This window comes from Variovorax sp. 38R (assembly GCF_014843395.1).
GTDB lineage: Bacteria > Pseudomonadota > Gammaproteobacteria > Burkholderiales > Burkholderiaceae_C > Variovorax > Variovorax paradoxus_H.
Window position 1 is genome coordinate 6,734,985 of sequence record NZ_CP062121.1, and the last position, 23,534, is coordinate 6,758,518.

A 23,534-nucleotide genomic window follows, 5' to 3' on the forward strand; every position below is an offset into this window, starting at 1 on the left:
ACCCTCCCCCGGAAGGGGAGGGCTTTCAGGAGAGAACAACATGGACATGGTCGTTGAAGCCGGGGTCATCAAGCAGCACCTGATCGACCCCGAGATCTGCATCCGCTGCAACACCTGCGAGGCGACCTGCCCCGTGAACGCGATCACGCACGACGACAACAACTACGTTGTGCGTGCGGACGTCTGCAATGGCTGCATGGCCTGCATCTCGCCGTGCCCCACGGGCTCGATCGACAACTGGCGCACCATGCCTTTGGTGCGCGCGTACACCGTCGAAGAACAGCTCACGTGGGAAGAACTCCCCGCCGAGCTGTCGCCCGAAGAACTCGAAGCCGCGGGCGTGTCCGGCGCTTCCGCTGAGGCTGCAGAAGCGCCCGCGCAGACGCAGGCCCAGGCGGCGGCAGAAGCCACCGAGCCGGTCTTCAACTCCGCGCAGTACGGTGCCAGCGTGCCGCCCTGGTCGGCCGCGCACGCGTACACCAACCTCTTTCCGCCGAAGACGCCGACCACCGCCACGGTGGTGGGCAACTTCAACTGCACCGAAGCCGGCTTCGACAGCGAGACGCACCACATCGTGCTCGACTTCGGCGTGGTGCCGTTCCCCGTGCTCGAGGGGCAGTCGATCGGCATCGTGCCACCGGGCGTCGATGCCATCGGCAAGCGCCACCATGCGCGCCAGTACTCGGTGGCCAGCCCGCGCAACGGCGAGCGGCCCGGCTACAACAACGTCTCGCTCACTGTGAAGCGCGTCACCGAGGACCACGAAGGCGACCCGGTGCGCGGCGTGTGTTCCAACTACGTGTGCGACCTCAAGGTGGGCGACACGGTGCAGGTGGTGGGGCCGTTCGGTTCGTCGTTCCTGATGCCGAACCATCCCAAGTCGCACATCGTGATGATCTGCACCGGCACCGGCAGCGCACCGATGCGCGCCATGACCGAATGGCGCCGGCGCCTGCGCAAGAGCGGCAAGTTCGAGGGCGGCAAGCTCATGCTGTTCTTCGGCGCGCGCACGCAGCAGGAGCTGCCGTACTTCGGTCCGTTGCAGTCGCTGCCCAAGGACTTCATCGACATCAACTTCGCGTTCTCGCGCACCGCAGGGCAACCCAAGCGCTACGTGCAGGACCTGATGCGCGAACGCGCCGCCGACCTGGCCGCGCTGCTGAAAGACGGCGCGAGCCATTTCTATGTGTGCGGCCTGAAGAGCATGGAAGAGGGCGTGGTGCTCGCACTGCGCGACGTGGCGAAAGAAGCGGGGCTCGACTGGGACACCGTGGGCGCCGCACTGAAGCGTGAAGGCCGCCTGCACTTGGAAACGTACTAAGCTGCGGCGGATGCAGTTCGCCGACTTCCATGCGGGCCAGGTCATCGAGGCCGGGCCTTATGTGCTCACCGAAGCCGAGCTGCTGCAGTTCGCGCGGGCCTACGACCCGCAGTGGTTTCACACCGATGCCGAGGCGGCCGCCGACAGTCCGTTCGGCGGGCTCATCGCGAGCGGATGGCACACCTGTTCGATCGCGATGCGGCTGGTGGTCGAGGCCGCGCTGGCCGGCTCCGAATCGTTCGCGTCACCGGGGCTCGAGCACGTGCGCTGGCCGAACCCCGTGCGGCCCGGCGATGCGCTGCGGCTCGTGGCCGACGTGATCGAGGTGCGCCGCTCCGAGAAGCGCCCCACGCTCGGCATCCTGCGCTGGCGCTGGCGGCTGTTCAACCAGCGCGCGCTGGTGGTGCTCGACACCGAAGTCACCAGTCTCTTCAAGCTGCCCGCACCCGGCCTCTGAACGACACAAGCCCGCAACGCACGGAGCGTTGCGGGCTTGATTTCTTTCGAAGCGATGCGCTGCAGCAGCCGCGTCCGGCCGCTGCAACGTGGCGTTGTGCGACCTGCTTACTTCTTGTGCAGGTCGACCGCGCCCGAGCCCTGGGCCTTGCCGCTCGCCTTGGCGCCGGCCGTGGCCGGTTTCACCGCGCTGCCCACTGCACCTGCGGCACCGGTCGCGCTGTTCACGGTGCTGCCTACGGTGTTGGTCACACCGCCGACGGCCTGCGTTGCGCCGCCCACGGCGCCGGTGGCACCGCCGACCGCACCCGTGGCCGTGCCGAGCACGCCACCGACGGCATTGCCCGCGCCGCCGGTCGCACCGGAGGTGGACGTGTCCGTGTTGGCATCGGCCGACGCACCGGTCTGCGAGCGTGCACCCGCTGCGCCGCCTTGCGTCGCGCTGGTGTTGCCCGAAGCCTTCACATCGGCGTTGACCCCCACGCCGACCCCGACGCCTTGCGCCTGGGCCGTTGCGCCGAGGGCCAGGAGGCCCGCCAGCATGGCGCCGATGAAGATGCGGTTGGTTGCATGTGTAGTCATGAGTGACAGTTCCTTTCGTTGCTGAGTCACGGTTTGCAGAACCGACCGGGGTTCGATCGATTCGGGGGCAACCATGACGGGCCGTTCGGTTGTCGCCATGTGCGGCGCGTTCGCTCGACGCTGTGGGAATCGGCCGTCGGCGGAATCGGGGGCTCGTGCGTTAGGGCGGCGTTCGCAAATCCCCGCGCGATCCGGGGTTTCTGGGCGCGGTGCGCCGCGTCAGTGAAAACATGCAACTCATAATGTTGCATGAAACGAGACAGCAAGCTTTCCGGCGTGCTCCACGTGCTGTTGCACATGGCCGAGCTGGACGCACCCATTACCTCCGAAGCGCTCGCCGCGGCGATGCAGACCAACCCCGTGGTCGTGCGCCGGCTCATGGCGGGGCTGCGGCAGGCCGGCTTCGTCAGTTCGGCGAAGGGGCATGGCGGCGGGTGGGTGTTGTCGTGCTCGCTGGGCTCGGTGACGCTGGGCGACATCCACAACGCCGTCGGCGCGCCCGCGCTGCTGGCCATGGGCAACCGCACCGAGAGCCCGGGCTGCATCGTCGAGCAGGCGGTGAACGCAGCGCTCGACGGCGCCTGCCAGGAGGCCGAGGCGCTGCTGCTGCGACGGCTCAACGGGATCACGCTGGCCGATCTTTCCAAGGACTTTCATCGCCGCATGACGGGCGGCGGCTTCACCATGAAGGACATCGCACATGCGTTATGACGCACTCATCGTGGGCGGCAGCTTTGCCGGCCTCTCCGCCGCCATGCAACTGGCGCGCGCACGCAGGAAGGTCTGCGTTGTCGACGCGGGCGCGCCACGCAACCGCTTCGCCGCCGCCTCGCACGGCTTCTTCGGGCAGGACGGCATGCCGCCGCTGCAGATGATTGCCGATGCGCGCGACAAGCTGCTCGCCTATCCGTCCGTCACTTTCGTCGAGGGCATGGCGACTGCGGCGACGGCCGATGGCGCGGACGGATTCACGGTTTCCTTGAACAATGGGGAGCGGCTGTCGACGCGCAAGCTGCTGCTGGCCTTCGGCGTGCAGGATGGCCTGCCGGACATTCCGGGCCTCGGCGAGCGGTGGGGCAAGAGCGTGCTGCACTGTCCTTATTGCCACGGCTACGAGTTCGGCGATCGACCGCTGGGCGTGCTCTTTCACAGCGCGCATCCGTCGGACCACGCGCTGCTGATCGCCGAGTGGGGCCCGACCACGCTCTTCCTGAATGGCGAGGAAGGGCCGGATGCCGAGGCGCGCGTCCGGCTGCAATCGCACGGCGTGACCCTCGAGCCCGGGCGCATCGTCGGCTTCGAAGGGCAGGGGACGGACCTGGCGGCCGTGCGCCTGGACGACGGCCGGCGCGTGCCGATCGAGGCGCTGTTCGTGGCGCCGCACACGCGGCCGACCAGTCCGCTGGCCGAACAGCTGGGCTGCGCATTCGACGACGGCCCGACCGGCCGGGTGCTGCGCGTCGATGCGATGAAGACGACCACAGTGCCCGGCGTGTACGCCGCGGGCGATGTGGCGATGGCTTTTTCCAACGCCACGCTGGCCTCGGCCGACGGGCTGTTCGCCGGGGTGTCGATGCACCGCGCGCTGGTGTTCGGGGCCTGATTTCAAATTTTTTCGGGGGAGGCTGGCAAACGGCCCCGAACCACCCTATAATCTGAGGCTCACGCGGGAATAGCTCAGTTGGTAGAGCGCAACCTTGCCAAGGTTGAGGTCGAGAGTTCGAGACTCTTTTCCCGCTCCAAATCGCATGAAAAAGGCCACCTCACCAGGTGGCCTTTTTCATTGGCGCGCCGCCTTTATCCCCGGGCCGGCAGCACGGTCCCCCGGCTTTCGCCGAAACCGATGCGCGCATGGCCGGGCTTCTCGCACCAGCCGCGCAACAGCACCGCATCCCCGTCTTCCAGGAATCCGCGCGTTTCGCCGTTGGCCAGCGCCACCGGGCTTTGCGCCGCGCGGGTCAGCTCGATGATCGCGCCGGCCTCGCCCTCGCCGGGGCCCGAGATGGTGCCGCTGCCGAACAGGTCGCCCGGGTTCAGGCTGCAGCCGCCGACCGTGTGGTGCGCCACCATCTGCGCAATGCTCCAGTACTGGTGCCGGAAGCTCGTGCCCGACAGGCGCGACGGCCCGGTCTTCTGTTCGCGCGCCTTTTCGCTTTCGAGCCACACCTCGAGCCGGATGTCGAGCGCGCCGCCTTCGCGGTTCGCGGTGCTTTCCAGGTACGCCAGCGGTTGCGGGTCGTTCGCGGGCCGCGTCCACGCCTGACGGTAGGGCGCCAGTGCTTCCATCGTCACGATCCACGGCGAGATCGTGGTGGCGAAGTTCTTCGCGAGGAAGGGCCCGAGCGGCGCCATTTCCCAGAACTGGATGTCGCGCGCCGACCAGTCGTTGAGCAGGCAGAGGCCGAAGATGTGCGCCTCCGCGCGTTCGAGCGGAATCGCCTCGCCCTGCGCATTGCCCTGGCCGATCCACACGCCCAGCTCCAGTTCGTAGTCGAGCCGCGCGCAGGCTTGGTAGGTCGGCGCCTTCGCGCCGGGCGCCATGGCTTGGCCCATCGGCCGGTGAAAGCGCTGGCCGCTCACGCCGATGGTCGACACGCGCCCGTGGTACGCCGTCGGCACCCAGCGGAAGTTGGGCGTGACGTCGCCGTCGGGGTTCATCAAGCGGCTGATGTTCAGCGCGTGGTCGATCGAGGTGTAGAAGTCGGTGTAGTCGCCGATGCGCGCGGGCACGGCGTATTCGACCTCGGCCTGCGGCACGAGGCAGCCGCGCAGATCATCCGCCGTCGCTGACGGTGCATCGCTACGCAAGAGCGCGAAGACCGCATGGCGCAGCGCCTGCCAGGCGGACGGGCCGAGCGCGAAGAAATCGTTGAGCGTGGGCAGGGCGGCGGCGCGCGCCGCATCGAGCGCGAGGCCGTCGACATGCGATCCGGCGGCCAGCGCCGCGAGGTCGAGCACCTGATCGCCGATCGCCACGCCACCGCGAAACGGCTCGGGGCTGCCGGTGCGACGGAACATCGCATACGGCAGGTTCTGGATCGGAAAGTCGCAGCCCGCGACGTTGGCCGATGCGACCCAGCTGCGGGCGCCAACGTCGTGCGTGTGGTTGAGTTCGATCATGTTCACACCGACGCCATCAGCGCGTCGTCGAAGATCGCCACCGCGCGCGTCCAGCCTGCCGAAGCGCCGCGGATCTTGTGCGGGAAGCAGCTGATGAAAAAGCCCGTGGGCGGCAGCACCTCGAGGTTGTGCAGCTTCTCGATGTGGCAGTAGCCGATGTCGCGCCCGGCCTTGTGGCCTTCCCAGATCAGCGAGGCGTCCTGCGTCTCGCCGTACTTCTTCGCGGTGTGCACGAACGGCGCGTCCCAGCTCCACGCGTCGGTGCCCGTGAGGCGCACGCCGCGCTCCAGCAGGTACATCGTCGCTTCGTAGCCCATGCCCGCGCCGGCCGACACATAGTCGTTGTTGCCGTAGCGCGAGCCGGCGCGCGTGTTGACCACCACGATCTCCAACGGGCTCAGCGTGTGGTTGATGCGCTTCAGCTCGGCCTCGACGTCGGCGGCCGTGACCACGTAGCCGTCGGCGAAGTGGCGAAAGTCGAGCTTCACGCCGGGCTGGAAGCACCATTCGAGCGGCACATCGTGGATGGCAATGGCGGGCTTCTTTTCGCCCAGCGCCTTGTCCATCGTCGAGTGAAAGTGGTACGGCGCATCGAGGTGCGTGCCGTTGTGCGTGGACAGCTGCACCAGCTCCACGGCCCAGCCTTCGCCATCGGGCAGGTCTTCTTTCTTCAGGCCGGGAAAGAAGGGCTCGATCTGCTCGAAGGTGTTGTCGTGCGTGAAGTACTGGATCTTCGGCGCGAAGGCCGGCGGATCGGACAGCACGTCGTTTTCGAGAAAGATCGACAGGTCGACGAACTTGCGTGGCATGGCGAGGCTCCTTGTGGGGTGTTGGATTTGATGGAATTGATCAGGGCTGCTGCCACCGCAGCAGGCGCTTTTCGGCAAAGGCCAGCAGCGCGTTGCTCACGAAGCCGATGAGCCCGAGCAGCACGATGCCGGCGAACAAATCGCTGGCGCGGAAGGCGCGGGCCGCCAGCAGAATGGCCTGGCCCAGGCCGCTTTGCGAGGCGATCATTTCGCCCACCACCGCGACGATCAGCGCGATGGTCAGCGCCAGCCGCATGCCGGCCAGGATGTCGGGCATGGCGTTGGGCAGGCCCATCTTCCAGATGTACGCGGCGCGCGACATCTGCAGGCAGCGCGCCACTTCCGACAGGCGCGGCTCCACCGCCGCGAAGCCGTGCACCGTGGCCAGCAGCACCGGCCACATCGCGCCGAAGGCGACCACGAACAGCACCATGCCGGGGTTCAGCCCGAAGATCGAAATGGCCAGCGGCAGCAGCGCCGAGGCGGGCAGCGGGCGGATGAACTCCAGCGTCGGCTGCACCCACGCGCGCACTGCGGGCGACACGCCGATGGCCGCGCCCAGCAGCACGCCGAACAGCGAGGCGAGCAGCCAGCCTTCGACCATGCGGCCCACCGTGGCCTGCGTGAAGGCGAGCAGTTCGCCGTTGCCATCGTTGCCCGCAGAGAGGTTGAGCCCTTCGAGCAGGCTCGCGAAGGTGGCCTGCGGCGTTGGAAGGAACACGCGGCTGACCCAGCCCGCGTTGCTGGCCACCCACCACAGCGCAACCAGTGCGAGCAGCACGCCCACCGAGCCCAACCACCCCAGACCCAGTCGGTCGTTGCGGTTGTTCATGGCTGCACCCCCATGCGGCGCGCGACGAAGGATTGCAGGCGCACCATGCCCGCGTTGACCGCGAAGCCCACCACGCCGATCCAGCCGAGCCACGCGAGCATCAGCGCGGGGTCGAAGCTCTGCTGCGCGATCATCATCGCGTAGCCCATGCCGTGCGGGTTCGCGGCGATCTCGACCGTCACGGCCACCACCAGCGCCACGGCCACACCGAGGCGCAGCGCGACGAACAGGCGCGGCACGATGGCCGGCAGCACGATCTTGAAGGCACGTTCGCGCGCCGACAGGCCGAGCACGCGGCTCACTTCGAGCAGCCGGGGCTCGATCTGCTGCACCGCCGACTGCACCAGCACCAGCAGCGGCCAGAAGGTGGCGAAGGCGACGATGGCCACTTCCATGCGCACGCCGAAACCGAAGCCCAGCATCGCGAGCGGGATCAGCGCGACGGAAGGCACGGGGCGCAGCACCTCGATGGAGACGGAGCCCAGCTGCGCTGCACGGCGCGAGAGCCCGAGCACCAGCCCGAGCGCAATGCCGAGCACCGCACCGAGCAGCAGGCCAAGTGCCGCCGTGCCGAGCGTGAAGCCCGTGGCCTGCCAGAGCGAGCCGTCCATCGCCGCGCCGACGAAGGCCTTGGCGGCCGCGGTCGGTGGCGCCAGTGCATCGCTGCCCAACGCTGCCGCGCGCCGCGCGTACCACTCGAAGGCGCCGACCAGCACCGCAGGAAACACCCACGGCCGCAGCCAGCGAAAGAGGCGACCTTCAGTCATGGCCCTGCTCGATGAAAGCGAACAGTTCACGCCGCAACTGCAGGTAGTCCGGATGCTCCTTGGTCGTCAGCTGGTCGCGCGGGCGCGGGATCTTCACGTCGATCATCCGTGCAAGGCTGGGCCGCCCCGGCCCGGGGTTGGCCTGCAGCGCGATCACGCGGTCGCCGAGGTAGATGGCTTCTTCGAGGTCGTGCGTGACGAACAGCACCGTGAGCCCGTCGTCGCGCACCAGCCGTGCGAGCTCGTCCTGCAGGCTCTGGCGTGTGAGTGCGTCGAGGGCGCCGAAGGGCTCGTCCATCATCATCAGCTCGGGCTTCTGCGCGAGGCAGCGCGCAATCTGCGCGCGCTGCTGCATGCCGCCCGACAGCTGCACCGGAAACTTGTGCGCGTGCTTCGCGAGCCCGACCTTGCCGAGCACGTCGGCGATGCGCGGCGCGCGCTCGGCCGTGGGCACGCCGGCCGCTTCGAGCGCGAGGCTCACGTTGCCTTCGACCGTGCGCCACGGCAGCAGCGCGCGGCCGTAGTCCTGGAACACGAAGGCCACTTCGCGCGAGGGCGCCGTCATCGCAACGCCCTTGCGCCGCACCTCACCGGCACTGGCGGTGACGAGGCCGCTGGCTGCGCGCAGCAGTGTGGTCTTGCCGCAGCCGCTCGGGCCGACGATGCAGACGAACTCGCCGCGCGCCACGTCGAATGACGTGGGCGACAGGATCTCGCGCCCGCCCAAGCGGATGGTGACGCCATCGAAGCGCAGGAAGGGCGTGGCTTGCATCGCCGAACTTGTTGGCGAGCCTGCAACGCTCGCGGAAAGCGCGGCGCGCGTGGTGATCGGGGCAGGTGCGGAAATCACTTGGCGATCAGCTTCGCAACGTCGATGTTCGTCTTGAGCATGTCCTGCTCTTTCATGAGCCCGGTCCAGTAGCCCAGCTGCTTGTCGGTGACGACCGGGCCCGGTGGCGAGACCTGCACCTTGGCCAGCACTTCGGCCGGCAGCTTGATGTACTTGCCGATGGCCGTGCGCACCTTGGCGTCGTTCTTCGTCTGCTGCATGAAGGCCGCGGATTCGACCAGCGCCTCGCGGAACGCGCGCGCCGTGGCGGGGTTCTTCGCCACCCACTCGCGCTTGGCCGCATGCACGATGGTCTGGTTGTTCTCGGGCAGGAAGGTCGAGTAGTACGAGGCCACGTAGCCCGCGCCGCTCTCGGTGATGCGGCTCATGAACGGATCGGCGGACACCACCGCATCGACCGAGCCGCCGCGCAGCAGGTCGGCATGCTGCGGGAACGCAGCCTCGATGAAGTTCACCTTGCGGTAGTCGACGCCGCTGTCCTTCAGCCACGCGCGGAAGGTCACGTGCAGGAAGGCGCCGAGCCCCGGCACGCCGATCTTCTTGCCCACGCAGTCCTGCGCGTTCTTGATGCCCGAGCCCGCGCGTGCCACGAGGCCGAAGCCCGTGATCGTCTTCGAGGTGAGGCCACCGCCGGCCACCAGCACCAGGTCGAGCCCGCCGTCCACCGCCTGCAGGAACACCGAAGGCGTGGGGCCGCCGATCTGCAGCGAGTCGGACTGCAGCGCGGCCGGGATGGTGGAGTTCAGCGGAATGAACTTCAGCTCCACGTCGAGGCTGCGCTTCTTGAAGTAGCCCTCTTCGGCCGCCACGAAGACCGAGGCGAAGTCGGTCACCGCCGTGTAGCCGAACACGATCTTCGGGTGCGCCTGCTGTGCGCGCGAAGGCAACGAGGCGGTGGCCGAAGCGGCCGCGAGCGCCGACAGCAGGGTGCGTCTTTTCATCATGGCTGGGGTCTCCTGGGGATGGTCTTTTTCGTGCGTGAGGACTTGGCGGCGGGGGCCTTTGAAGTCGCCTTCGGTTTCGGCAGCGCGGCGCGCAGGCCACCGGCAATGAAGTTCACGAGCATCGGCGCCACGGCTGGGTCGGCGCGTGTGTTCTCGCCGCGCGAGAGCCGTTCGATGCGGCTGTCGGTCAGGTGGTGCAGCAGCGCGCCCAGCGCGAACTGGTAGCCCCACGCGACCTGGCTGCGCGTGGCGTGCGGCAGCGCCACATGCAGCGCGTCGATGTAGGCCTCGGCCAGCGGATCGAAGTAGCCGCGCAGCACGCGGTCGGCTTCTTCAGTCGCGTGGTACAGCTCGCGCGCCACCAGCAGTGCGTAGTACTCGCCCTCGGTGCTCGCGCGCAGCGCCAGCACGGGCGCGGTGAAGGCCTCGATGATGCGCGGCAGCGTGCGCGCGTCGTCGGGGTCGATGGTCATGGCCGCGAGGCGCGCGAGCCGCTCGTCGATGCTGTGGCTCCAGTGTTCGAAGATCGCGTGGAACAGCTCGTGCTTCGGGCCGAAGTAGTAGCCCACCAGCGCGAGCGGCACACCGGCTTCTTCGGCGATCTGGCGGATCGTCACCGCGTGGTAGCCGTGCTGCGCAAAGAGCTTCTCGGCCGCCAGCAGGATCGCCTGTCGGCGGTCGGGTCGCGCGGCCTCGGGCGCGGCGCTTGAGGCGGCTGAGGCGCGTGAGGTGCTGCGTTTGCGGGCCGTCGGTGTGCGAGCGTTCATGGGGCGTATTGAACGGCTGTACAAAAATGTTGAACACACGTACAAACCCTGAGGTCAACCCTCATTGAGCCGGGCCGTTCGCGGCGCTAACCTCGTGGCATGCCCGCTCCCCACATCCCCCAGATCCGCCTTTATCAGAACTGGCTGCGCGACACGCGCGGCCTGGCCTTCGACAGCTACGACGCGCTGTGGCGCTGGTCCGTCACCGACCTCGATGCCTTCTGGCAGAGCATCTGGGACTACGCCGGCCTGCACTCGCCCACGCCGCACACCGCGGTGCTCGCTGAACGGCGCATGCCCGGTGCGCGCTGGTTCCCCGGTGCGCAGGTCAACTACACGCGCGAGGTGCTGCGCCACGCCGACGCGGCCCATGCGGCCGGCCTGCCCGCCATCGTCAGCGACAACGAACGCGGCGAGGTGCGCGAGCTGTCGTGGCCCGAGCTGCGTCGGCAGGTGGCCGCGGTGGCGCTCACGCTGAAGTCGCTCGGCGTGCGCCGCGGCGACCGCGTGGCCGCCTACATGCCGAACGTGCCCGAGACCATGGTGGCGTTTCTTGCGTGCTCCAGCATCGGCGCGGTGTGGAGCGTGTGCGCGCCCGACATGGGCACGGCCGCCGTGGCCGACCGCTTCCGCCAGATCGAACCCACGCTGCTCATCGCGGTTGACGGCGTGCACTACGGTGGCAAGCCGCTCGATCGCAGCACCGTGTTGCAAGAGCTGCGCGGCCAGCTGCCGAGCGTGCAGAAGCTGCTGCTCGTGCAGACGCCCTTTGCTGCGAACGCGGTGGCGCACGACGTCGAATGGCAGCAGGCCATTGCGCGCGACGACGCCGAGGTCGCGGCCTTCGAGCCCGAGTGGCTGCCTTTCGATCACCCGATCTGGATCGTCTATTCGAGCGGCACCACGGGCCTGCCCAAGCCCATCGTGCACGGGCAGGGCGGCATCCTGCTGACCATGCACGCCTGCGGCCTGCACAACGACGTGGGCGCGAGCTACGGCGCCAACAACCTCGGCGAGCGTTACCACTGGTACAGCTCCACGGGCTGGGTGATGTGGAACTCGCAGCTCTCGGGCCTGGCCTTCGGCGCCACCATCTGCATCTACGACGGCAACCCGGCCGGCAGCAAGGAGAAGCCCGACTGGGGCGTGCTGTGGCGCTTTGTTGCGAAGCACCGCGTCACCTTCTTCGGCGCGGGCGCGGCCTACTTCACCAACTGCATGAAGGCCGGTCTCGTCGCGAAAGACTGCGGCGACCTGTCGCGCGTGCGCGCACTCGGCAGCACCGGCTCGCCGCTGCCCGACGAGGTGCAGCGCTGGGGCTCGCAGCAGATCCTCGATGCGGGCTCGAGCGGCGTGTGGTGGTGCAACATCTCGGGCGGCACCGACTTCTGCGGCGCCTTCGTCGGCGGCAACCGCGAGCTGCCCGAAGTGCCGGGCCAGATGCAATGCCGCGAACTCGGCCACGCGGTCGAGGCTTGGAACGAGCAGGGCCAGCCGGTGATCGGGGAAGTCGGCGAGCTGGTGTGCACGCAGCCCATTCCCTCGATGCCGCTGTACTTCTGGGGCGACGAGGGCAACGCGCGCTACGTGTCGAGCTACTTCGACACCTACCCGGGCGTGTGGCGTCACGGCGACTGGATCAAGATCGGCAGCGACGGCGGCTGCATCATCTACGGCCGCAGCGACGCCACCATCAACCGCCAGGGCCTGCGCATGGGCACGAGCGAAATCTACAGCGCGGTCGAGGGCCTGCCCGAGGTGCTCGACTCGATGGTGGTCGACCTCGAGTACCTGGGCCGCGACAGCTACATGCCGCTGTTCGTGGTGCTGCGCCCCGGCGCGGCGCTCGACGACGCCATGCGCACGCGCCTCAACAACGCCATCAAGACCTCGCTGTCGCCGCGCTTCGTGCCCAACGACATCTTCCAGGTGGCCGAGATTCCGCGCACGCTGTCGGGCAAGAAGCAGGAGCTGCCGATCAAGAAGCTGCTGCTGGGGCAGCCCATCGAGAAGGTCGTGAACCGCGAGGCGATGGCAAACCCCGGCAGCCTGGATTGGTATGTGGCTTTCGCCGCGGAGCGTGCCTCCGCATAATGGGCCGATGAAAAGACGCACCAGCCTCCTCATGCTCTCCGCGATTGCCGGAGCCTCCGTCCTGAGCGCCTGCGCTTCCCCGGACACGTCGGGCACACCCAAACCGGGCGCCGCACCGCTGCGCGTGACCGGCACCGTGGCCTACCGCGAGCGCATCGCGCTCGACCCTGCAGCCGAAGTGCGCGTGCAACTGCTCGACGTGTCGCGCATGGACGCGCCTTCGGTCGTGCTCGCTGAGCAGCGCATTCCCGCCAACGGCAAGCAGCCGCCCTTCGCGTTCGAACTGAGCGTCGATGCCGCACGCATCGACCCGCGCATGCGCTACGCCGTAGCGGCGCGCATCACGCGTGGCGAGCAACTGCTGTTCATCAACGACACGCAGTATTCGGTGCTCACGCAGGGCAACGGCACGACCGCCAACCTGATGCTGGTGCGCGCGACCACGCCACCGCCGCCGCCGCGTCCCTCGCGCTGATCGACTCCAACCCGCGCGACGTTCGCGCGGGTCCGTCCCGATCAAGTCAGCAGTTCGTGCAGCACCATGCGCGTCTGCCGGCCGCGCAGCTCCACCAGCTCTTCGATGCGCCGCGTGGCCAGCCGCCCCTTCAGGGCCGCGTAGGTGACTTCCGAGATCAGCATGCGCGTGCCCAGCTGGCGGTTCGCGCCTTCGATGCGGCTCGCCACGTTCACCACGTCGCCGAACGCCGTGTAAGACAGCCGGTCGTTCGACCCCAGCACCCCCGCCACCACCACGCCCGTGTGAATGCCGATGTGCGTGCGGAACTCGGGCAGGCCCTGTTCGGCCCACTGCCGGTTGAGCGCGTGCATTTCGGCGTGCAGTTCCAGCGCGGCGCAGCAGGCCTTGTACTCGGCGTCTTCCAGGTCGGCCGGCGCACCCCACAGCACCATGATGCCATCGCCGATGAACTTGTCGATCACGCCGCCGTGGCGCGCGAACACGTCGGCCGCGAGGTTGAAGTACGCGGTCAGCTGGCGCACCAGCACGTCGGCCGCGATCGATTCGGAAATCGACGTGAAGCCTTCCACGTCGGTGAACATCACCGTCACCTGGCGCGGCGAGCCGTTGGGCGCGAGTGCGTGGCCCTGTGCCACCAGCTGGTTGATCACGTCCACCGGCACGAACTTGCGGAAGGCCTTGAGGCTGCGCGCCGAGTCGTCGAGCGCCTGATCGAGGTGCTGGATTTCGAGCACGCGGCTCGGCTCGCGCGGCAGGTCGTCAAGCTCGAGGCGGCCGATGCGGTGCGCGATGCGCGAGAGGTTCTCGACCGGCGCCGTCACCAGCTTCGACAGCTTCAGCGACATGTACAGTGCCAGCCCCAGGAACACCAGCGCCAGCAGCAGCGACCACGCCACCGCACGCCGCAGGCCACCCAGCAGCAGGTCTTCGGGCACCCAGCTCACCAGCTGCCAGCCCGTGGCGGGAATGCGCGAGGCTTGCACCAGGTAGCGCTTGCCTTCGTGGCTGAACGCGAAGGCCCTGTCGCTGCCGCTGCCGGCGATGCCGTCGGCCGCCATCTGCGCATCGAGCGCGCCGAGTGCGCCGGTGGGTGCCTCCAGCGTGTGCAGCACGCCCGGCATGTCGCTGCGTGCGAGCACCTTGTGGTCGGCACTGAGCAGCGCGCTGTTGCCATTGCCGTTGCGGCTGAACAGCCGCACGAACTCCGACAGCCGGCCCAGCGACACGTCGCCCGCCACCACCATCGCCTGCGGGCTGCCCTCGGCCTGGCGGCGCTGGCTCGGCAGCGCGTAGGTCACGCCCAGCTCCTGCGCGGCGGCGAACACATAGGGGCTGGTCCAGACCGGCGCCTGCGTCTTGCGTGCCTGCACGAACCAGCTGCGCTGCGTCGGGTTGTAGTTGCTGCGGTAGGCCTCCACGCGCTGCGTGGCAAAGCGCTGCTGCACATCGGCCTCGGAGCCCAGCGGCAGCTTGTACTGCCAGGTCTCGGTGGTGAAGTCGGCGCTGCGCGCAATGTGGCGGATGGCCGGCACCGGGTAGCGCAGCGCCATCAGCATCTTGCCCTCGACGTTCGCCACGTAGACGCTGTCGAGTTCGGGCGACTGCTGCAGCAGCGTCCACAAAAGCTCGGCCGTGCGCTCGACGTTCTCGCCCGCGGGCGTGAGGCTGGGCGAGCTGCCGATCGCGCCGACCGCCGATTCGGCCTTGGACAGGAAGGCCAGCACCTTGTCTTCGATGCGGTCGTGGTTCGACTTGTGCGCCGAGCTGCCGATCGTCGTCACCAGCCGCTGCGAGCCCCAGTAGCCCAGCGTCACCAGCAGCAGCGACTGCGCAAGCGCCACGGCACTGACGATGGAGCCGACATCGACCCGGAAGCGACGCGGTCGCCGGGGCACAGGAGGTTCAGCAGAAGAGGGGGACGAAGGCGGTGGCAACGGCGTGGTGGCGTGCGCGAAAGACGGGCGACCCGCCACATCCGGAGGCCCGGACGATTTCTTGTACATACAGCTCCCTGACGACAACTCGGAACGGACCTCGGCTCCTCCTCACGAGGTCGTGGTCCGACGTCCGGAGGGGGTTGCGGGGCCGATCGTGTGCGCCGGCCATCCTGGCAATCCCCCCAGATGCGCGCGGGATTTTCGCCTGTAATTGGTACATATGTGCAACTTTGCACGCTCGGTGCAACGTTGCCGCGCCCGAGGGCTTGCTTGCGAACGGGCGTTCGTTTTGGTTAGCGCGCGTCGTGAAAGATCAGGCCCAGCGTGTGGCGCCGTCCGCTGCGCACGCGGCTCACGCCATGGCGCATCGTCACGCGGTAGCTGCCGCGCGTGCCGGCCACGGGCCGCTGGTTCACCGCGAAGATCACCGCTTCGCCTTGCGCGAGCGGCACCACCTCGGCACGCGACTGCATGCGCGGTCGCTGCTCGGTCAGCACGAACTCTCCACCCGTGAAGTCTTCACCGGGCCGGCTCAACAGCACCGTGAGCTGCAGCGGAAATTGCAGGTCGCCGTACAGGTCCTGGTGCAGGCAGTTGTAGTCGCCTTCGTCATAGCGCAGCAGCAGCGGCGTGGGGCGCAGCTGGCCCGCCGCGTGGCAACGCGCGAGGTAGGTTGCGTGGTCCGGCGGGTAGTCGGCCGGCTGGCCCATCGCAGTGGCCCATGCATTGGCCAGCGGCGCGAGGCGTTCGTACAGCGCGCTGCGAAACGCCACGAGCTTGGACGGCAGCGGGTTCGCGAAGTACTGGTACTCGCCCTGGCCGAAGCCGTGGTGCTGCATGACCACGCGGCTGCGGAAATGCTGCGGCTGTTCGTACATCGCGGCGAGTGCGGCGCATTCCTTCGGTGTGAACAGCGCGCCGATGGCGGCGCAGCCGCGCGTGGCGAGGTCGGCGTCGATGCGGGGCCAGTCGAGGGCGTCGACGCGGGAGGGGACGGGGGAGGTCATGGGGAGCAGTGTCGCGCTGCTGCGGAATGCGGGCTCGCCGTTTTCGGACGCGGGTTTCGAAGCGCTGGACGGCAGTGTTCTTGTTGTTTCGCGAAGGGATCGCATGGGCTTTGAATCGGCTGACGAAGCGGGACACGTCTTGAGCGATCATTCTGAAAATCAAGCCAGAAAGCACCTCATGAGCACCCAGAGCAACGCCCCTCAAGACACCGCCAGCGACTGGCAACTTCCGTGGAGCGGCGGCTGCCGCTGCGGCCAGGTGCGCTTGCGCATCGCCGCACCGCCGCTGCTGGCCATGGCCTGCCACTGCACCGGTTGCCAGCGCATGAGCGCCAGCGCGTTCTCACTGTCGTTGGCGATCCCGACGCCGGGCTTCGAGGTGGTGTCGGGCGAACCCGTCATCGGCGGCCTGCACGGCGACTCGCACCATTTCTTCTGCCCGCACTGCAAGAGCTGGATGTTCACCCGTACCGAAGGCATGAACGAGTTTGTCAACCTGCGGCCCACGATGCTGGACCGGCACGAATGGGTCGTGCCCTTCGTGGAAACCTGGACCGACGAGAAACTGCCCTGGGCGACGACGCCGGCGGTGCACAGCTTTGGCAAGCTGCCGGAGTTCGCGGCCTTCCCGGCGTTGATTCAGGCGTATGCGGAGCAGGGTGCGCGGCCGGCTCCAATGGCCTGATCGGACCTGGCCCGGCCCGGGTCCCAGCTCAAGCGCCGGGGCTGCGCTTCGTGCGAGGTGTTCGTGGCAGCAGGGCCTTGATGTGCTTGCGCAGCAGTGCCGGCGGAATCGCGGTCATCTGCAGCATGTGCATGCATCGCTCCATGCGTCCGGGCCGCGTCAGCAGCGCATCGGCCGCCTTTGCAAGATCGGCATCGATGCTGTCCCCGTAGGCGAGGCGGGCCTTGCTTGCCGCGCGCTGCAGCAAGGGCTTGCCGGGCTGCATCATGGCCAGGTCGATCAGGTCGCGGCTGAACACGCTGTCGTCGGCCCAGCGGTCGGAGTTGGCGAGCAGCTTGCTCGCCGCCATGTCCAGCGGCGTGAGGGTGGCGATGCCGTCGATGCGGTCTGCAGCGCCGGGCACTTCGAGTGCGATGCGCGCCTCGAGCACGATCTCGAACTTGATGTCGGTCTCGCCCACGCGCACGGCACTGCGGATGCCGTATTGGTCGGCGCGCACGTCGCGCACCTGCTGCAATGTCGCGCCTTCCCGGGCGAGCGCGCGCAGCCCTTCATTGCCGGTGGCCAGCTGGCGCAGGCAACGGTAGCCCGCCACATCGGACACGAGGAAGTCGATGTCGACCGACTCGCGGTATTCGCCATGGCGCAGCGCGATGGCCGTGCCGCCGCCGAACAGGCACTGGTTGTCCACCAGCAGGGTCGCGTTCAGCGCCGCGAGCACCTCGGCGACCTGGCGATGGTGCGCGCGCTCAAACATCCAGCGGCTTCCGGCCCAGCATGCGGGCCAACTCGGCCAGCAACTGGCGCTCGTTGTCTTCGAGCGCGGACGGATTGGCGTGGCGCCAGTTGCGTTCGTAAGTGCCCCAGGCCTCCTCGGGTGTGAGCTCCGCGTCCGCCGGCAACTGCCAGGCCAGGCGACGCAGCTGCGCGAAGTCGCCGACCCGGACGGTCTTCGTCGGCGTGCGCGAGGGCGCCGGCGTCACCATCTCTTTGGCGGTACCTTCGACCGGTGCGGTCACTTCGACATCCAGACCCAATGCCGCCAGCGCGTTCATGTAGGCCCCCATCGTGACGGAGGGCTCTCCGCGTTCGATGCGATGCAGCGTCATGCGCGACATGCCCGCCGCTTCGGCGGCCGTGGTGGCGCTGATCCTGAGCGACTTCCGCCGGGCATGGATATGCCGGCCGAACGCTTCAAGGCGTCGGCTGGCTCCTTCGAAGGTCGGCGGTGCGGTGGATGGCATATGTGTATCTCATATTAGGCAAAACTAATGAAATGTCTAGTATGAGATGCATTTTTTTGGCCGAGTCAGACCTCCCGAGCCTGCCCCAGCAACCAGTCACTGAACAACTTCAACAACGGCCGCTGGTCCGCCCGCTCCGGCGTCACCAGGTAATAGCTGCGCTCCGCCGACAGCGCCCGCGGGCAGGCCACCACCAGTTCGCCGCGCGCCAGCTCGTCGGCCACCAGCATGGTCGGCATCAGCGCGACGCCGAGCCCGTGTGAGGCCGCCGCCGCAAGGATCGAGAACAACTCATAGCGCGGGCCGCCACGTGCGTTGGGCGCATCGATCTGTTGCGCGTCGAACCACTGGCGCCAGCCGTCGGGGCGCGTGCTCTGTTGCAGCAGCGGCATCTGCGCGATGGCGTCGGGCGACACGGCCTGGCCATCGGGCAGCAGGGAAGGGCTGCACACAGGCACCACGTCTTCATGCATCAACAACACGGCGCGCGTGCCGGCCCAGTTCTCGACCTGCGCGGGTGTGCCTGCGTAAAGCGCGGCGTCGAACTCCGCGTCGGCGAACAGGAAGGGGCGGGTGCGCGTCTCGATGTGCACCACTACGTCGGGTTGCAGCGCCGCAAAACCGCGCAGGCGCGGCACCAGCCAGCGCGTGGCGAAGGTGGGCACCGCGGCCAGCGACAGCGAACCGCCTTCGCCCTGGTGGGCCATGGCGTCGAGCGTGTCGCGCTCCATGGCTTCCAGGCGGCGGGCGATCTGGCGCGCGTAGGCGGCGCCGCTGGCCGTGAGCGCCACGCCGTGCCGCGTGCGGCGGAACAGCGCCACGCCCAGGAAGGCCTCGAGGGACCCCACCTGGCGCGACACCGCGCTCTGCGTGAGCGCCAGTTCCTGCGCGGCGCGGGTGTAGCTCTCGTGGCGCGCGGCGGCGTCGAAGCACACGAGGGTTTGCAGGGGTGGGATCTTCCGGCGCATGTATGCCGGGAGTGTATGACTGGCGTCATGGTTTCACCAGTAAATCAACAAGATGTATCTCTCAAGATGTGCGCTAGACGCATATCTGGGTGAGGATTCATCGTTTGCGCCGAGCCCCCTGCGTGGCTACGATCGACCGCATTCCCCTTCTTTTGTTTCTTCTTCCTTTTCCGGAGACATCCACATGGCCGCCAAAGCGCAATTCCACTGGGACGACCCCTTTCTTCTCGATCAGCAGCTGACCGACGAAGAACGCATGATCCGCGACGCGGCCAACGCCTACTGCCAGGAGCGCCTGGCGCCCCGCGTCATCGAAGGCTTCCGCAGCGGCGAAACCGACCCCGCGATCTTTCGCGAAATGGGCGCGCTCGGCCTGCTCGGCCCGACGATCCCCGAGCAGTACGGCGGCCCCGGGCTGAACTACGTGGCCTACGGCCTGATCGCTCGCGAAGTCGAGCGCGTCGATTCGGGCTACCGCTCGATGGCCAGCGTGCAGAGCTCGCTGGTGATGGTGCCGATCTTCGAATTCGGCAGCGAAGCGCAGAAGCAGAAGTTCCTGCCCAAGCTCGCGACCGGTGAATGGATCGGCTGCTTCGGCCTCACCGAGCCCGACCACGGCTCCGACCCCGGCAGCATGGCCACGCGCGCCAAGAAGGTGCCGGGCGGCTACTCGCTCAGCGGCTCGAAGATGTGGATCAGCAACTCGCCCATCGCCGACGTGTTCGTCGTGTGGGCCAAGGAAGTCAGCGAAAGCGGCACCGTCGGCCCGATCCGCGGCTTCGTGCTCGAGAAGGGCATGAAGGGCCTCTCGGCTCCCGCCATCCACGGCAAGGTCGGCCTGCGCGCCAGCATCACCGGCGAAATCGTGATGGACGGCGTGTTCTGCCCCGAAGAAAACGCGTTCCCCGAAGTGCAAGGCCTCAAGGGCCCGTTCACCTGCCTGAACAGCGCCCGCTACGGCATCTCGTGGGGTGCCATCGGTGCCGCCGAAGACTGCTGGCACCGCGCCCGCCAGTACACGCTGGACCGCAAGCAGTTCGGCCGCCCGCTCGCCGCCAACCAGCTCATCCAGAAGAAGCTGGCCGACATGCAGACCGAGATCACGCTGGGCCTGCAAGGCAGCCTGCGCCTGGGCCGCATGAAGGACGAAGGCATCGCCGCCGTCGAGATCACCTCGATCATGAAGCGCAACAACTGCGGCAAGTCGCTGGACATCGCCCGCATGGCGCGCGACATGATGGGCGGCAACGGCATCAGCGACGAGTTCGGCGTGGCACGCCACCTGGTGAACCTCGAAGTCGTGAACACCTACGAAGGCACGCACGACATTCACGCGCTCATCCTCGGCCGCGCCATCACCGGTATTGCCGCTTTCGCGAACTGATCAGACGCATGATCACCAAGCCCGCAGCTCTCGACGGCATCAAGGTCCTCGATCTGTCCCGCGTGCTCGCGGGCCCGTGGTGCACGCAGATCCTCGCGGACCTGGGTGCCGACGTCGTCAAGATCGAACGCCCCGGCGTCGGTGACGACACGCGCACCTGGGGCCCGCCGTTCGTGAAGGACGCGAACGGCCACGACACCGACCAGGCCAGCTACTTCACGTCCTGCAACCGCAACAAGCGCTCGGTCACCATCGACATGGCCACGCCCGAGGGGCAGGCACTGCTCCAGCAGATGGCGGCGCAGGCCGACATCGTGGTCGAGAACTTCAAGACCGGCGGCCTCAAGCAATACGGCCTCGACCAGGACAGCCTGCGCGCAGCCAACCCGCGCCTCATCTATTGCAGCGTGACCGGCTTCGGCCACGACGGCCCGTACGCCGAGCGCGCGGGCTACGACCTGATGATCCAGGCCATGACCGGCATGATGAGCATCACCGGCCGTCCCGACGGCGAACCCGGTGGCGGCCCGTTGCGCGTGGGCGTGGCGCTCACCGACCTGTTCACGGGCGTGTACGCCAGCACCGCCATCCTCGCGGCGCTGCAGGTGCGCGACCGCACCGGCGAAGGCCAGCACATCGACATGGCGCTGCTCGACGTGGGCATGGCCATCCTCGCCAACCAGGCGAGCGCTTTTCTCAACACCGGCAAGGCGCCGGGCCGCCAGGGCAACACGCACCCGAGCCTCGCGCCTTACCAGGACTTTCCGACGCAAGACGGTTCGATGCTGCTGGCCATCGGCAACAACGGCCAGTTCGCGCGCTTCTGCGAAGCCGCCGGCCATGCCGGGTGGGCCGCCGACGAACGCTTTGCGACCAACACGCTGCGCGTGAAACACCGCGGCGTGCTGATCCCGATGATGGAAGAGCTCACGCGCACCCGCACTACCGCCGACTGGGTCGCGCTGCTCGAAGACAAGGCCGTGCCCTGCGGCCCCATCAACGACATCGCGCAGGCCTTCGACGACGCGCAGGTCAAGGCGCGCGGTCTGGCCGTCACACTGCCGCGCGATGCGGGCGACGGCATCGCCAGCATCACCGGCGTGGCGAGCCCGCTGCGCCTCACGGCCACGCCGCCCGTGCTGCGCCGCGCACCGCCCGCGCTCGGGCAGCACACGCAAGAGGTGCTGGCCGAGATGGGCGTCGACGCCACGCGCTTCGAGGCATTGCGCGCCGCCGGGGTGGTCTGACACACTGGCGGGCATGACGCGCCCGCCTGCTCCGTCTCCTGTGGTTTCCGCTGCCGATGCAGCGCCGTTCGCGGTGCTGCGCATCGACCACGTCGTGCTGCGCGTGCGCGACGCCGCGCGGTCCATGGCCTTCTATTGCGACGTGCTCGGCTGCGCGCTCGAGAAGCGTCGCGATGACCTCGGCCTCGTGCACCTGCGCGCCGGCAGCAGCCTCATCGACCTCGTCACGCACGACGGCAAGCTCGGCAGCCAGGGCGGCGCGCTGGCTGGGCGCGAGGGCCGCAACGTCGATCACCTCTGTTTGCGCGTCGAGCCTTTCGACGAAGCGGCGATCCGCGCGCGCATGGCGCGGCACGGTGTGCCGGTGCACGGCGAGGTGCAGAACAACTTCGGGGCCGAGGGCAACGGGCCTTCGATCTATCTCGAAGATCCCGATGGCAACGGCGTGGAGTTGAAGGGCCCTGCGGCCTAAGCGCCGCGCCCCATCACCGCCACCCCGAACACCACCACGCCCAGCGCGAGGTTCAGCGTCACCAGCTGGCGCACGGTGTTCAGCCGAGCAGCCGCCACGGGCCAGGCGCTGTCGTCCACCGCACGGCGCAGCGCGCGGAACACCGAGGCGCGGATGTAGACATAAATCGCCGCCATCACAAGCGCAATGCCCATCATGGCTTCGACGCGCCAGTGCACGGCGCGAAAGCCGCCGGTCGCGTGGATCAAACCGATGCCGGTCACGAACAGCAGCGTGACGGACGCGTCCACCCCGATGAAGAAGCGCCGGAGCGTCGCGGCCATCATGCGCAGGCGCAGCGGCGGCTCCAGCGTGGCGACGGCGGCGGGGCGCACTGCGAAGTGCATGACGGCCATGCCGCCGACCCAGAAGGCGGCGCACAGCAGGTGAATGAAGAGGGGAGCGAGGTAGGACATGGGGTCCGATCAGAACACCGAACCGTGCGCGCACGCAACGCAAGCCCCCATGGCCTTCAACCCGTCGCGCCGCGCCCGCGCGTGCTCGTGTTCGCGCGGGGCTTGCTGGTGCCGGTGCCTGCGATCGAATCGGCATAGCGCTTCATGTCCGCCACCACCTGCCGCAGCAGCGTCGCAGCGGCCGGCGGCAACAGGCGGCCGTGGCGCGACACGATGTGCGAGCGCCCTTGCGACAACAGCGGGTTCTTCATCGGCAGCTCGACCAGCGCCGGATGGTCGGCGTTGGGCGTGAGCGAGATGCGCGTGCCCAGCGTGTAGCCCAGGCCCGCCGACACGAAGTGGCCCAGCGCGCTGAACGAGGTGGTGGTCAGCAGCGCGGGCAGCCGCACGCCCTCGCTGATCTCGGCCGCCTCGATGTGCTGGCGCACGCCGAAGTTGCGGTGCAGCGTGGCGCCGGGGTAGGGCAGCAGGTCGGTCAGCTTGAGCGGGCGTCCGAGCTGCGCGAGCGGGTGCGAGCCCAGCACCATGGCCTGGATCGGCTGCGCGTGCGACTGGTGCGAGGTGAGCCGCTCGTCCTTCGGCGGCTGGAACAGCATGCCGATGTGCGCACGCTCCTCTATCACGCGGCGCACGATCTCGTCGGTGCTGGCGACGTCGAGGTTTACCGTGATCTTCGGGTGGCTGGCCATGAAGATGCGCAGGCTGTGCCGCATGAGCCAGTCGACATAGCCTTCGCCGGCCACGATGTCGATGTGGCCGCTCTCGATCTTGCGGATGCTGTCCATCTGCGCCAGCAGGTGCTGCTTCTGCCCCTGCTGCCTTCGCACGTAGCCGGCCAGCAACTGGCCCGCGTCGGTGGGCACCACGCCGCGTCCGTGGCGCTCCAGCAGCGGCAGGCCGCACTCGGTTTCCAGGATGCCGATGGCGCGGCTCACGGCCGAGGGGTCCATGTCGAGCACGTCGGCCGCACCGCGCACCGAGCCGCTGTCGAGCACCTGCATGAAGTAGCGCACCCGGCGGGTGTCGAGCTTGTCGTCCATGGCGGTCGTCTCCGAGTGTTGCATTCAATGCAACGAATATCCTTATTTGCGGTCATTGATGCAAGAGGCTCATCG

General features: G+C 68.2%; 25 protein-coding genes and 1 tRNA gene. 11 read left to right on the forward strand and 15 right to left on the reverse strand.

The annotated features are described in order from the left end of the window. Positions 1 to 40: 40 nt before the first annotated feature. The gene (gene boxA / locus IG196_RS31320) at positions 41 to 1,321 is read left to right on the forward strand and encodes a benzoyl-CoA 2,3-epoxidase subunit BoxA (protein ID WP_192194341.1); all 1,281 of its coding nucleotides are present in this window, start codon (positions 41 to 43) and stop codon (positions 1,319 to 1,321) included. Between the two features lie 10 nt (positions 1,322 to 1,331). Then, complete coding sequence (locus IG196_RS31325; protein WP_192194342.1) at positions 1,332 to 1,778, forward strand: MaoC family dehydratase; 447 nt, start codon at positions 1,332 to 1,334, stop codon at positions 1,776 to 1,778. Between the two features lie 107 nt (positions 1,779 to 1,885). Here IG196_RS31325 and IG196_RS31330 read toward each other — a convergent pair whose 3' ends face one another. Further along, on the reverse strand, positions 1,886 to 2,359 hold the full coding sequence (locus tag IG196_RS31330) for an adhesin (RefSeq protein WP_192194343.1): 474 nt from the start codon (positions 2,357 to 2,359) through the stop codon (positions 1,886 to 1,888). Between the two features lie 249 nt (positions 2,360 to 2,608). Here IG196_RS31330 and IG196_RS31335 point away from each other — a divergent pair, with 249 nt between their 5' ends. The 3 genes from IG196_RS31335 (at position 2,609) to IG196_RS31345 (ending at position 4,101) form a co-directional block, all read left to right on the forward strand. Then, a complete protein-coding gene (locus tag IG196_RS31335; RefSeq protein WP_192194344.1) occupies positions 2,609 to 3,070 on the forward strand; it encodes an Rrf2 family transcriptional regulator in 462 nt (153 codons plus the stop codon). Next, positions 3,060 to 3,962 carry an NAD(P)/FAD-dependent oxidoreductase gene (locus tag IG196_RS31340; RefSeq protein WP_192194345.1) on the forward strand — a complete coding sequence of 301 codons (903 nt, stop codon included), beginning with the start codon at positions 3,060 to 3,062 and terminating at the stop codon, positions 3,960 to 3,962. Before IG196_RS31335 ends, IG196_RS31340 begins: the two co-directional genes overlap by 11 nt. Before the next feature lie 63 nt (positions 3,963 to 4,025). After that, positions 4,026 to 4,101: transfer RNA gene (locus IG196_RS31345), tRNA-Gly, on the forward strand. Between the two features lie 55 nt (positions 4,102 to 4,156). On the opposite strand, the gene fahA is transcribed toward IG196_RS31345, so the two are convergent. Genes fahA through IG196_RS31380 form a run of 7 tightly spaced genes read right to left on the reverse strand, consistent with a single transcriptional unit; the run spans position 4,157 to position 10,448 of the window. Continuing rightward, positions 4,157 to 5,479: a fumarylacetoacetase gene (gene fahA, locus IG196_RS31350; protein WP_192194346.1), complete on the reverse strand. Its 1,323-nt coding sequence runs from the start codon at positions 5,477 to 5,479 to the stop codon at positions 4,157 to 4,159. A gap of 2 nt (positions 5,480 to 5,481) precedes the next feature. Continuing rightward, complete coding sequence (locus IG196_RS31355) at positions 5,482 to 6,288, reverse strand: cyclase family protein (RefSeq protein ID WP_056574620.1); 807 nt, start codon at positions 6,286 to 6,288, stop codon at positions 5,482 to 5,484. A gap of 40 nt (positions 6,289 to 6,328) precedes the next feature. Continuing rightward, positions 6,329 to 7,120 carry an ABC transporter permease gene (locus IG196_RS31360; protein ID WP_192194347.1) on the reverse strand — a complete coding sequence of 264 codons (792 nt, stop codon included), beginning with the start codon at positions 7,118 to 7,120 and terminating at the stop codon, positions 6,329 to 6,331. Continuing rightward, the gene (locus IG196_RS31365; protein WP_192194348.1) at positions 7,117 to 7,887 is read right to left on the reverse strand and encodes an ABC transporter permease; all 771 of its coding nucleotides are present in this window, start codon (positions 7,885 to 7,887) and stop codon (positions 7,117 to 7,119) included. The genes IG196_RS31360 and IG196_RS31365 overlap by 4 nt, the downstream gene beginning before the upstream one ends. Further along, positions 7,880 to 8,737 carry an ABC transporter ATP-binding protein gene (locus IG196_RS31370; protein ID WP_225616861.1) on the reverse strand — a complete coding sequence of 286 codons (858 nt, stop codon included), beginning with the start codon at positions 8,735 to 8,737 and terminating at the stop codon, positions 7,880 to 7,882. Before IG196_RS31370 ends, IG196_RS31365 begins: the two co-directional genes overlap by 8 nt. Further along, on the reverse strand, positions 8,734 to 9,681 hold the full coding sequence (locus IG196_RS31375) for an ABC transporter substrate-binding protein (protein WP_192194350.1): 948 nt from the start codon (positions 9,679 to 9,681) through the stop codon (positions 8,734 to 8,736). The genes IG196_RS31370 and IG196_RS31375 overlap by 4 nt, the downstream gene beginning before the upstream one ends. Further along, a complete protein-coding gene (locus IG196_RS31380; RefSeq protein WP_192194351.1) occupies positions 9,678 to 10,448 on the reverse strand; it encodes a TetR/AcrR family transcriptional regulator in 771 nt (256 codons plus the stop codon). Before IG196_RS31380 ends, IG196_RS31375 begins: the two co-directional genes overlap by 4 nt. 99 nt (positions 10,449 to 10,547) lie before the next feature. Between IG196_RS31380 and IG196_RS31385 the strand changes: the two genes are divergently transcribed. Continuing rightward, entirely contained in the window at positions 10,548 to 12,542 is a 1,995-nt protein-coding gene (locus tag IG196_RS31385; protein WP_192194352.1) for an acetoacetate--CoA ligase, read from the forward strand. Between the two features lie 7 nt (positions 12,543 to 12,549). Beyond that, positions 12,550 to 13,017 carry a YbaY family lipoprotein gene (locus tag IG196_RS31390; RefSeq protein WP_225616862.1) on the forward strand — a complete coding sequence of 156 codons (468 nt, stop codon included), beginning with the start codon at positions 12,550 to 12,552 and terminating at the stop codon, positions 13,015 to 13,017. Positions 13,018 to 13,058: 41 nt separating this feature from the next. Here the strand turns inward: IG196_RS31390 and IG196_RS31395 are convergent, their stop codons facing one another. Together IG196_RS31395 and IG196_RS31400 are read right to left on the reverse strand one after the other, a co-directional pair. Continuing rightward, positions 13,059 to 15,023 carry an adenylate/guanylate cyclase domain-containing protein gene (locus IG196_RS31395; protein WP_192194353.1) on the reverse strand — a complete coding sequence of 655 codons (1,965 nt, stop codon included), beginning with the start codon at positions 15,021 to 15,023 and terminating at the stop codon, positions 13,059 to 13,061. Positions 15,024 to 15,250: 227 nt separating this feature from the next. Next, positions 15,251 to 15,964 carry a 2OG-Fe(II) oxygenase gene (locus IG196_RS31400; RefSeq protein ID WP_192194354.1) on the reverse strand — a complete coding sequence of 238 codons (714 nt, stop codon included), beginning with the start codon at positions 15,962 to 15,964 and terminating at the stop codon, positions 15,251 to 15,253. A gap of 178 nt (positions 15,965 to 16,142) precedes the next feature. Between IG196_RS31400 and IG196_RS31405 the strand changes: the two genes are divergently transcribed. Further along, a complete protein-coding gene (locus IG196_RS31405; RefSeq protein ID WP_192194355.1) occupies positions 16,143 to 16,649 on the forward strand; it encodes a GFA family protein in 507 nt (168 codons plus the stop codon). A 28-nt stretch (positions 16,650 to 16,677) separates the two neighbouring features. On the opposite strand, the gene IG196_RS31410 is transcribed toward IG196_RS31405, so the two are convergent. From IG196_RS31410 to IG196_RS31420, 3 genes are all read right to left on the reverse strand, one after another. Beyond that, positions 16,678 to 17,406: a nucleotidyl transferase AbiEii/AbiGii toxin family protein gene (locus IG196_RS31410; RefSeq protein WP_192194356.1), complete on the reverse strand. Its 729-nt coding sequence runs from the start codon at positions 17,404 to 17,406 to the stop codon at positions 16,678 to 16,680. Continuing rightward, positions 17,399 to 17,893, reverse strand: coding sequence for a helix-turn-helix domain-containing protein (locus IG196_RS31415; RefSeq protein WP_192194357.1), 495 nt, complete (start codon positions 17,891 to 17,893; stop codon positions 17,399 to 17,401). Before IG196_RS31415 ends, IG196_RS31410 begins: the two co-directional genes overlap by 8 nt. A 65-nt stretch (positions 17,894 to 17,958) precedes the next feature. Next, positions 17,959 to 18,861 carry a LysR substrate-binding domain-containing protein gene (locus IG196_RS31420; protein WP_192194358.1) on the reverse strand — a complete coding sequence of 301 codons (903 nt, stop codon included), beginning with the start codon at positions 18,859 to 18,861 and terminating at the stop codon, positions 17,959 to 17,961. 184 nt (positions 18,862 to 19,045) lie between these two features. On the opposite strand from IG196_RS31420, the gene IG196_RS31425 reads away from it, so the two are divergent. The 3 genes from IG196_RS31425 to IG196_RS31435 are packed head-to-tail and all read left to right on the forward strand — an operon-like array spanning position 19,046 to position 21,964. Then, positions 19,046 to 20,245 (forward strand): acyl-CoA dehydrogenase, encoded by a 1,200-nt coding sequence (locus tag IG196_RS31425; protein WP_192194359.1) that lies wholly within the window; start codon positions 19,046 to 19,048, stop codon positions 20,243 to 20,245. An 8-nt stretch (positions 20,246 to 20,253) separates the two neighbouring features. Then, positions 20,254 to 21,492, forward strand: a complete 1,239-nt coding sequence (locus IG196_RS31430) for a CaiB/BaiF CoA transferase family protein (RefSeq protein WP_192194360.1) — start codon at positions 20,254 to 20,256, stop codon at positions 21,490 to 21,492. A 13-nt stretch (positions 21,493 to 21,505) separates the two neighbouring features. Beyond that, on the forward strand, positions 21,506 to 21,964 hold the full coding sequence (locus IG196_RS31435; protein WP_192194361.1) for a VOC family protein: 459 nt from the start codon (positions 21,506 to 21,508) through the stop codon (positions 21,962 to 21,964). Here IG196_RS31435 and IG196_RS31440 read toward each other — a convergent pair. Next, the gene (locus tag IG196_RS31440) at positions 21,961 to 22,419 is read right to left on the reverse strand and encodes a CopD family protein (RefSeq protein WP_192194362.1); all 459 of its coding nucleotides are present in this window, start codon (positions 22,417 to 22,419) and stop codon (positions 21,961 to 21,963) included. The two genes, IG196_RS31435 and IG196_RS31440, sit on opposite strands and share 4 nt — an antisense overlap. 56 nt (positions 22,420 to 22,475) lie before the next feature. Next, on the reverse strand, positions 22,476 to 23,459 hold the full coding sequence (locus IG196_RS31445) for a LysR family transcriptional regulator (protein ID WP_192194363.1): 984 nt from the start codon (positions 23,457 to 23,459) through the stop codon (positions 22,476 to 22,478). Positions 23,460 to 23,534: the final 75 nt, after the last annotated feature.

Bases quoted from the DNA above. Each gene is read 5' to 3' on its own strand.
- IG196_RS31375 (WP_192194350.1), bottom strand. From the start codon at position 9,681: ATGATGAAAAGACGCACCCTGCTGTCGGCGCTCGCGGCCGCTTCGGCC.
- IG196_RS31440 (WP_192194362.1), bottom strand. From the start codon at position 22,419: ATGTCCTACCTCGCTCCCCTCTTCATTCACCTGCTGTGCGCCGCCTTC.
- IG196_RS31395 (WP_192194353.1), bottom strand. From the start codon at position 15,023: ATGTACAAGAAATCGTCCGGGCCTCCGGATGTGGCGGGTCGCCCGTCT.
- IG196_RS31445 (WP_192194363.1), bottom strand. From the start codon at position 23,459: ATGGACGACAAGCTCGACACCCGCCGGGTGCGCTACTTCATGCAGGTG.
- IG196_RS31435 (WP_192194361.1), top strand. From the start codon at position 21,506: ATGACGCGCCCGCCTGCTCCGTCTCCTGTGGTTTCCGCTGCCGATGCA.
- IG196_RS31340 (WP_192194345.1), top strand. From the start codon at position 3,060: ATGCGTTATGACGCACTCATCGTGGGCGGCAGCTTTGCCGGCCTCTCC.
- boxA (WP_192194341.1), top strand. From the start codon at position 41: ATGGACATGGTCGTTGAAGCCGGGGTCATCAAGCAGCACCTGATCGAC.
- fahA (WP_192194346.1), bottom strand. From the start codon at position 5,479: ATGATCGAACTCAACCACACGCACGACGTTGGCGCCCGCAGCTGGGTC.
- IG196_RS31360 (WP_192194347.1), bottom strand. From the start codon at position 7,120: ATGAACAACCGCAACGACCGACTGGGTCTGGGGTGGTTGGGCTCGGTG.
- IG196_RS31335 (WP_192194344.1), top strand. From the start codon at position 2,609: ATGAAACGAGACAGCAAGCTTTCCGGCGTGCTCCACGTGCTGTTGCAC.
- IG196_RS31410 (WP_192194356.1), bottom strand. From the start codon at position 17,406: ATGTTTGAGCGCGCGCACCATCGCCAGGTCGCCGAGGTGCTCGCGGCG.
- IG196_RS31425 (WP_192194359.1), top strand. From the start codon at position 19,046: ATGGCCGCCAAAGCGCAATTCCACTGGGACGACCCCTTTCTTCTCGAT.
- IG196_RS31330 (WP_192194343.1), bottom strand. From the start codon at position 2,359: ATGACTACACATGCAACCAACCGCATCTTCATCGGCGCCATGCTGGCG.
- IG196_RS31405 (WP_192194355.1), top strand. From the start codon at position 16,143: ATGAGCACCCAGAGCAACGCCCCTCAAGACACCGCCAGCGACTGGCAA.
- IG196_RS31385 (WP_192194352.1), top strand. From the start codon at position 10,548: ATGCCCGCTCCCCACATCCCCCAGATCCGCCTTTATCAGAACTGGCTG.
- IG196_RS31400 (WP_192194354.1), bottom strand. From the start codon at position 15,964: ATGACCTCCCCCGTCCCCTCCCGCGTCGACGCCCTCGACTGGCCCCGC.
- IG196_RS31365 (WP_192194348.1), bottom strand. From the start codon at position 7,887: ATGACTGAAGGTCGCCTCTTTCGCTGGCTGCGGCCGTGGGTGTTTCCT.
- IG196_RS31420 (WP_192194358.1), bottom strand. From the start codon at position 18,861: ATGCGCCGGAAGATCCCACCCCTGCAAACCCTCGTGTGCTTCGACGCC.
- IG196_RS31325 (WP_192194342.1), top strand. From the start codon at position 1,332: ATGCAGTTCGCCGACTTCCATGCGGGCCAGGTCATCGAGGCCGGGCCT.
- IG196_RS31390 (WP_225616862.1), top strand. From the start codon at position 12,550: ATGAAAAGACGCACCAGCCTCCTCATGCTCTCCGCGATTGCCGGAGCC.
- IG196_RS31430 (WP_192194360.1), top strand. From the start codon at position 20,254: ATGATCACCAAGCCCGCAGCTCTCGACGGCATCAAGGTCCTCGATCTG.
- IG196_RS31380 (WP_192194351.1), bottom strand. From the start codon at position 10,448: ATGAACGCTCGCACACCGACGGCCCGCAAACGCAGCACCTCACGCGCC.
- IG196_RS31415 (WP_192194357.1), bottom strand. From the start codon at position 17,893: ATGCCATCCACCGCACCGCCGACCTTCGAAGGAGCCAGCCGACGCCTT.
- IG196_RS31355 (WP_056574620.1), bottom strand. From the start codon at position 6,288: ATGCCACGCAAGTTCGTCGACCTGTCGATCTTTCTCGAAAACGACGTG.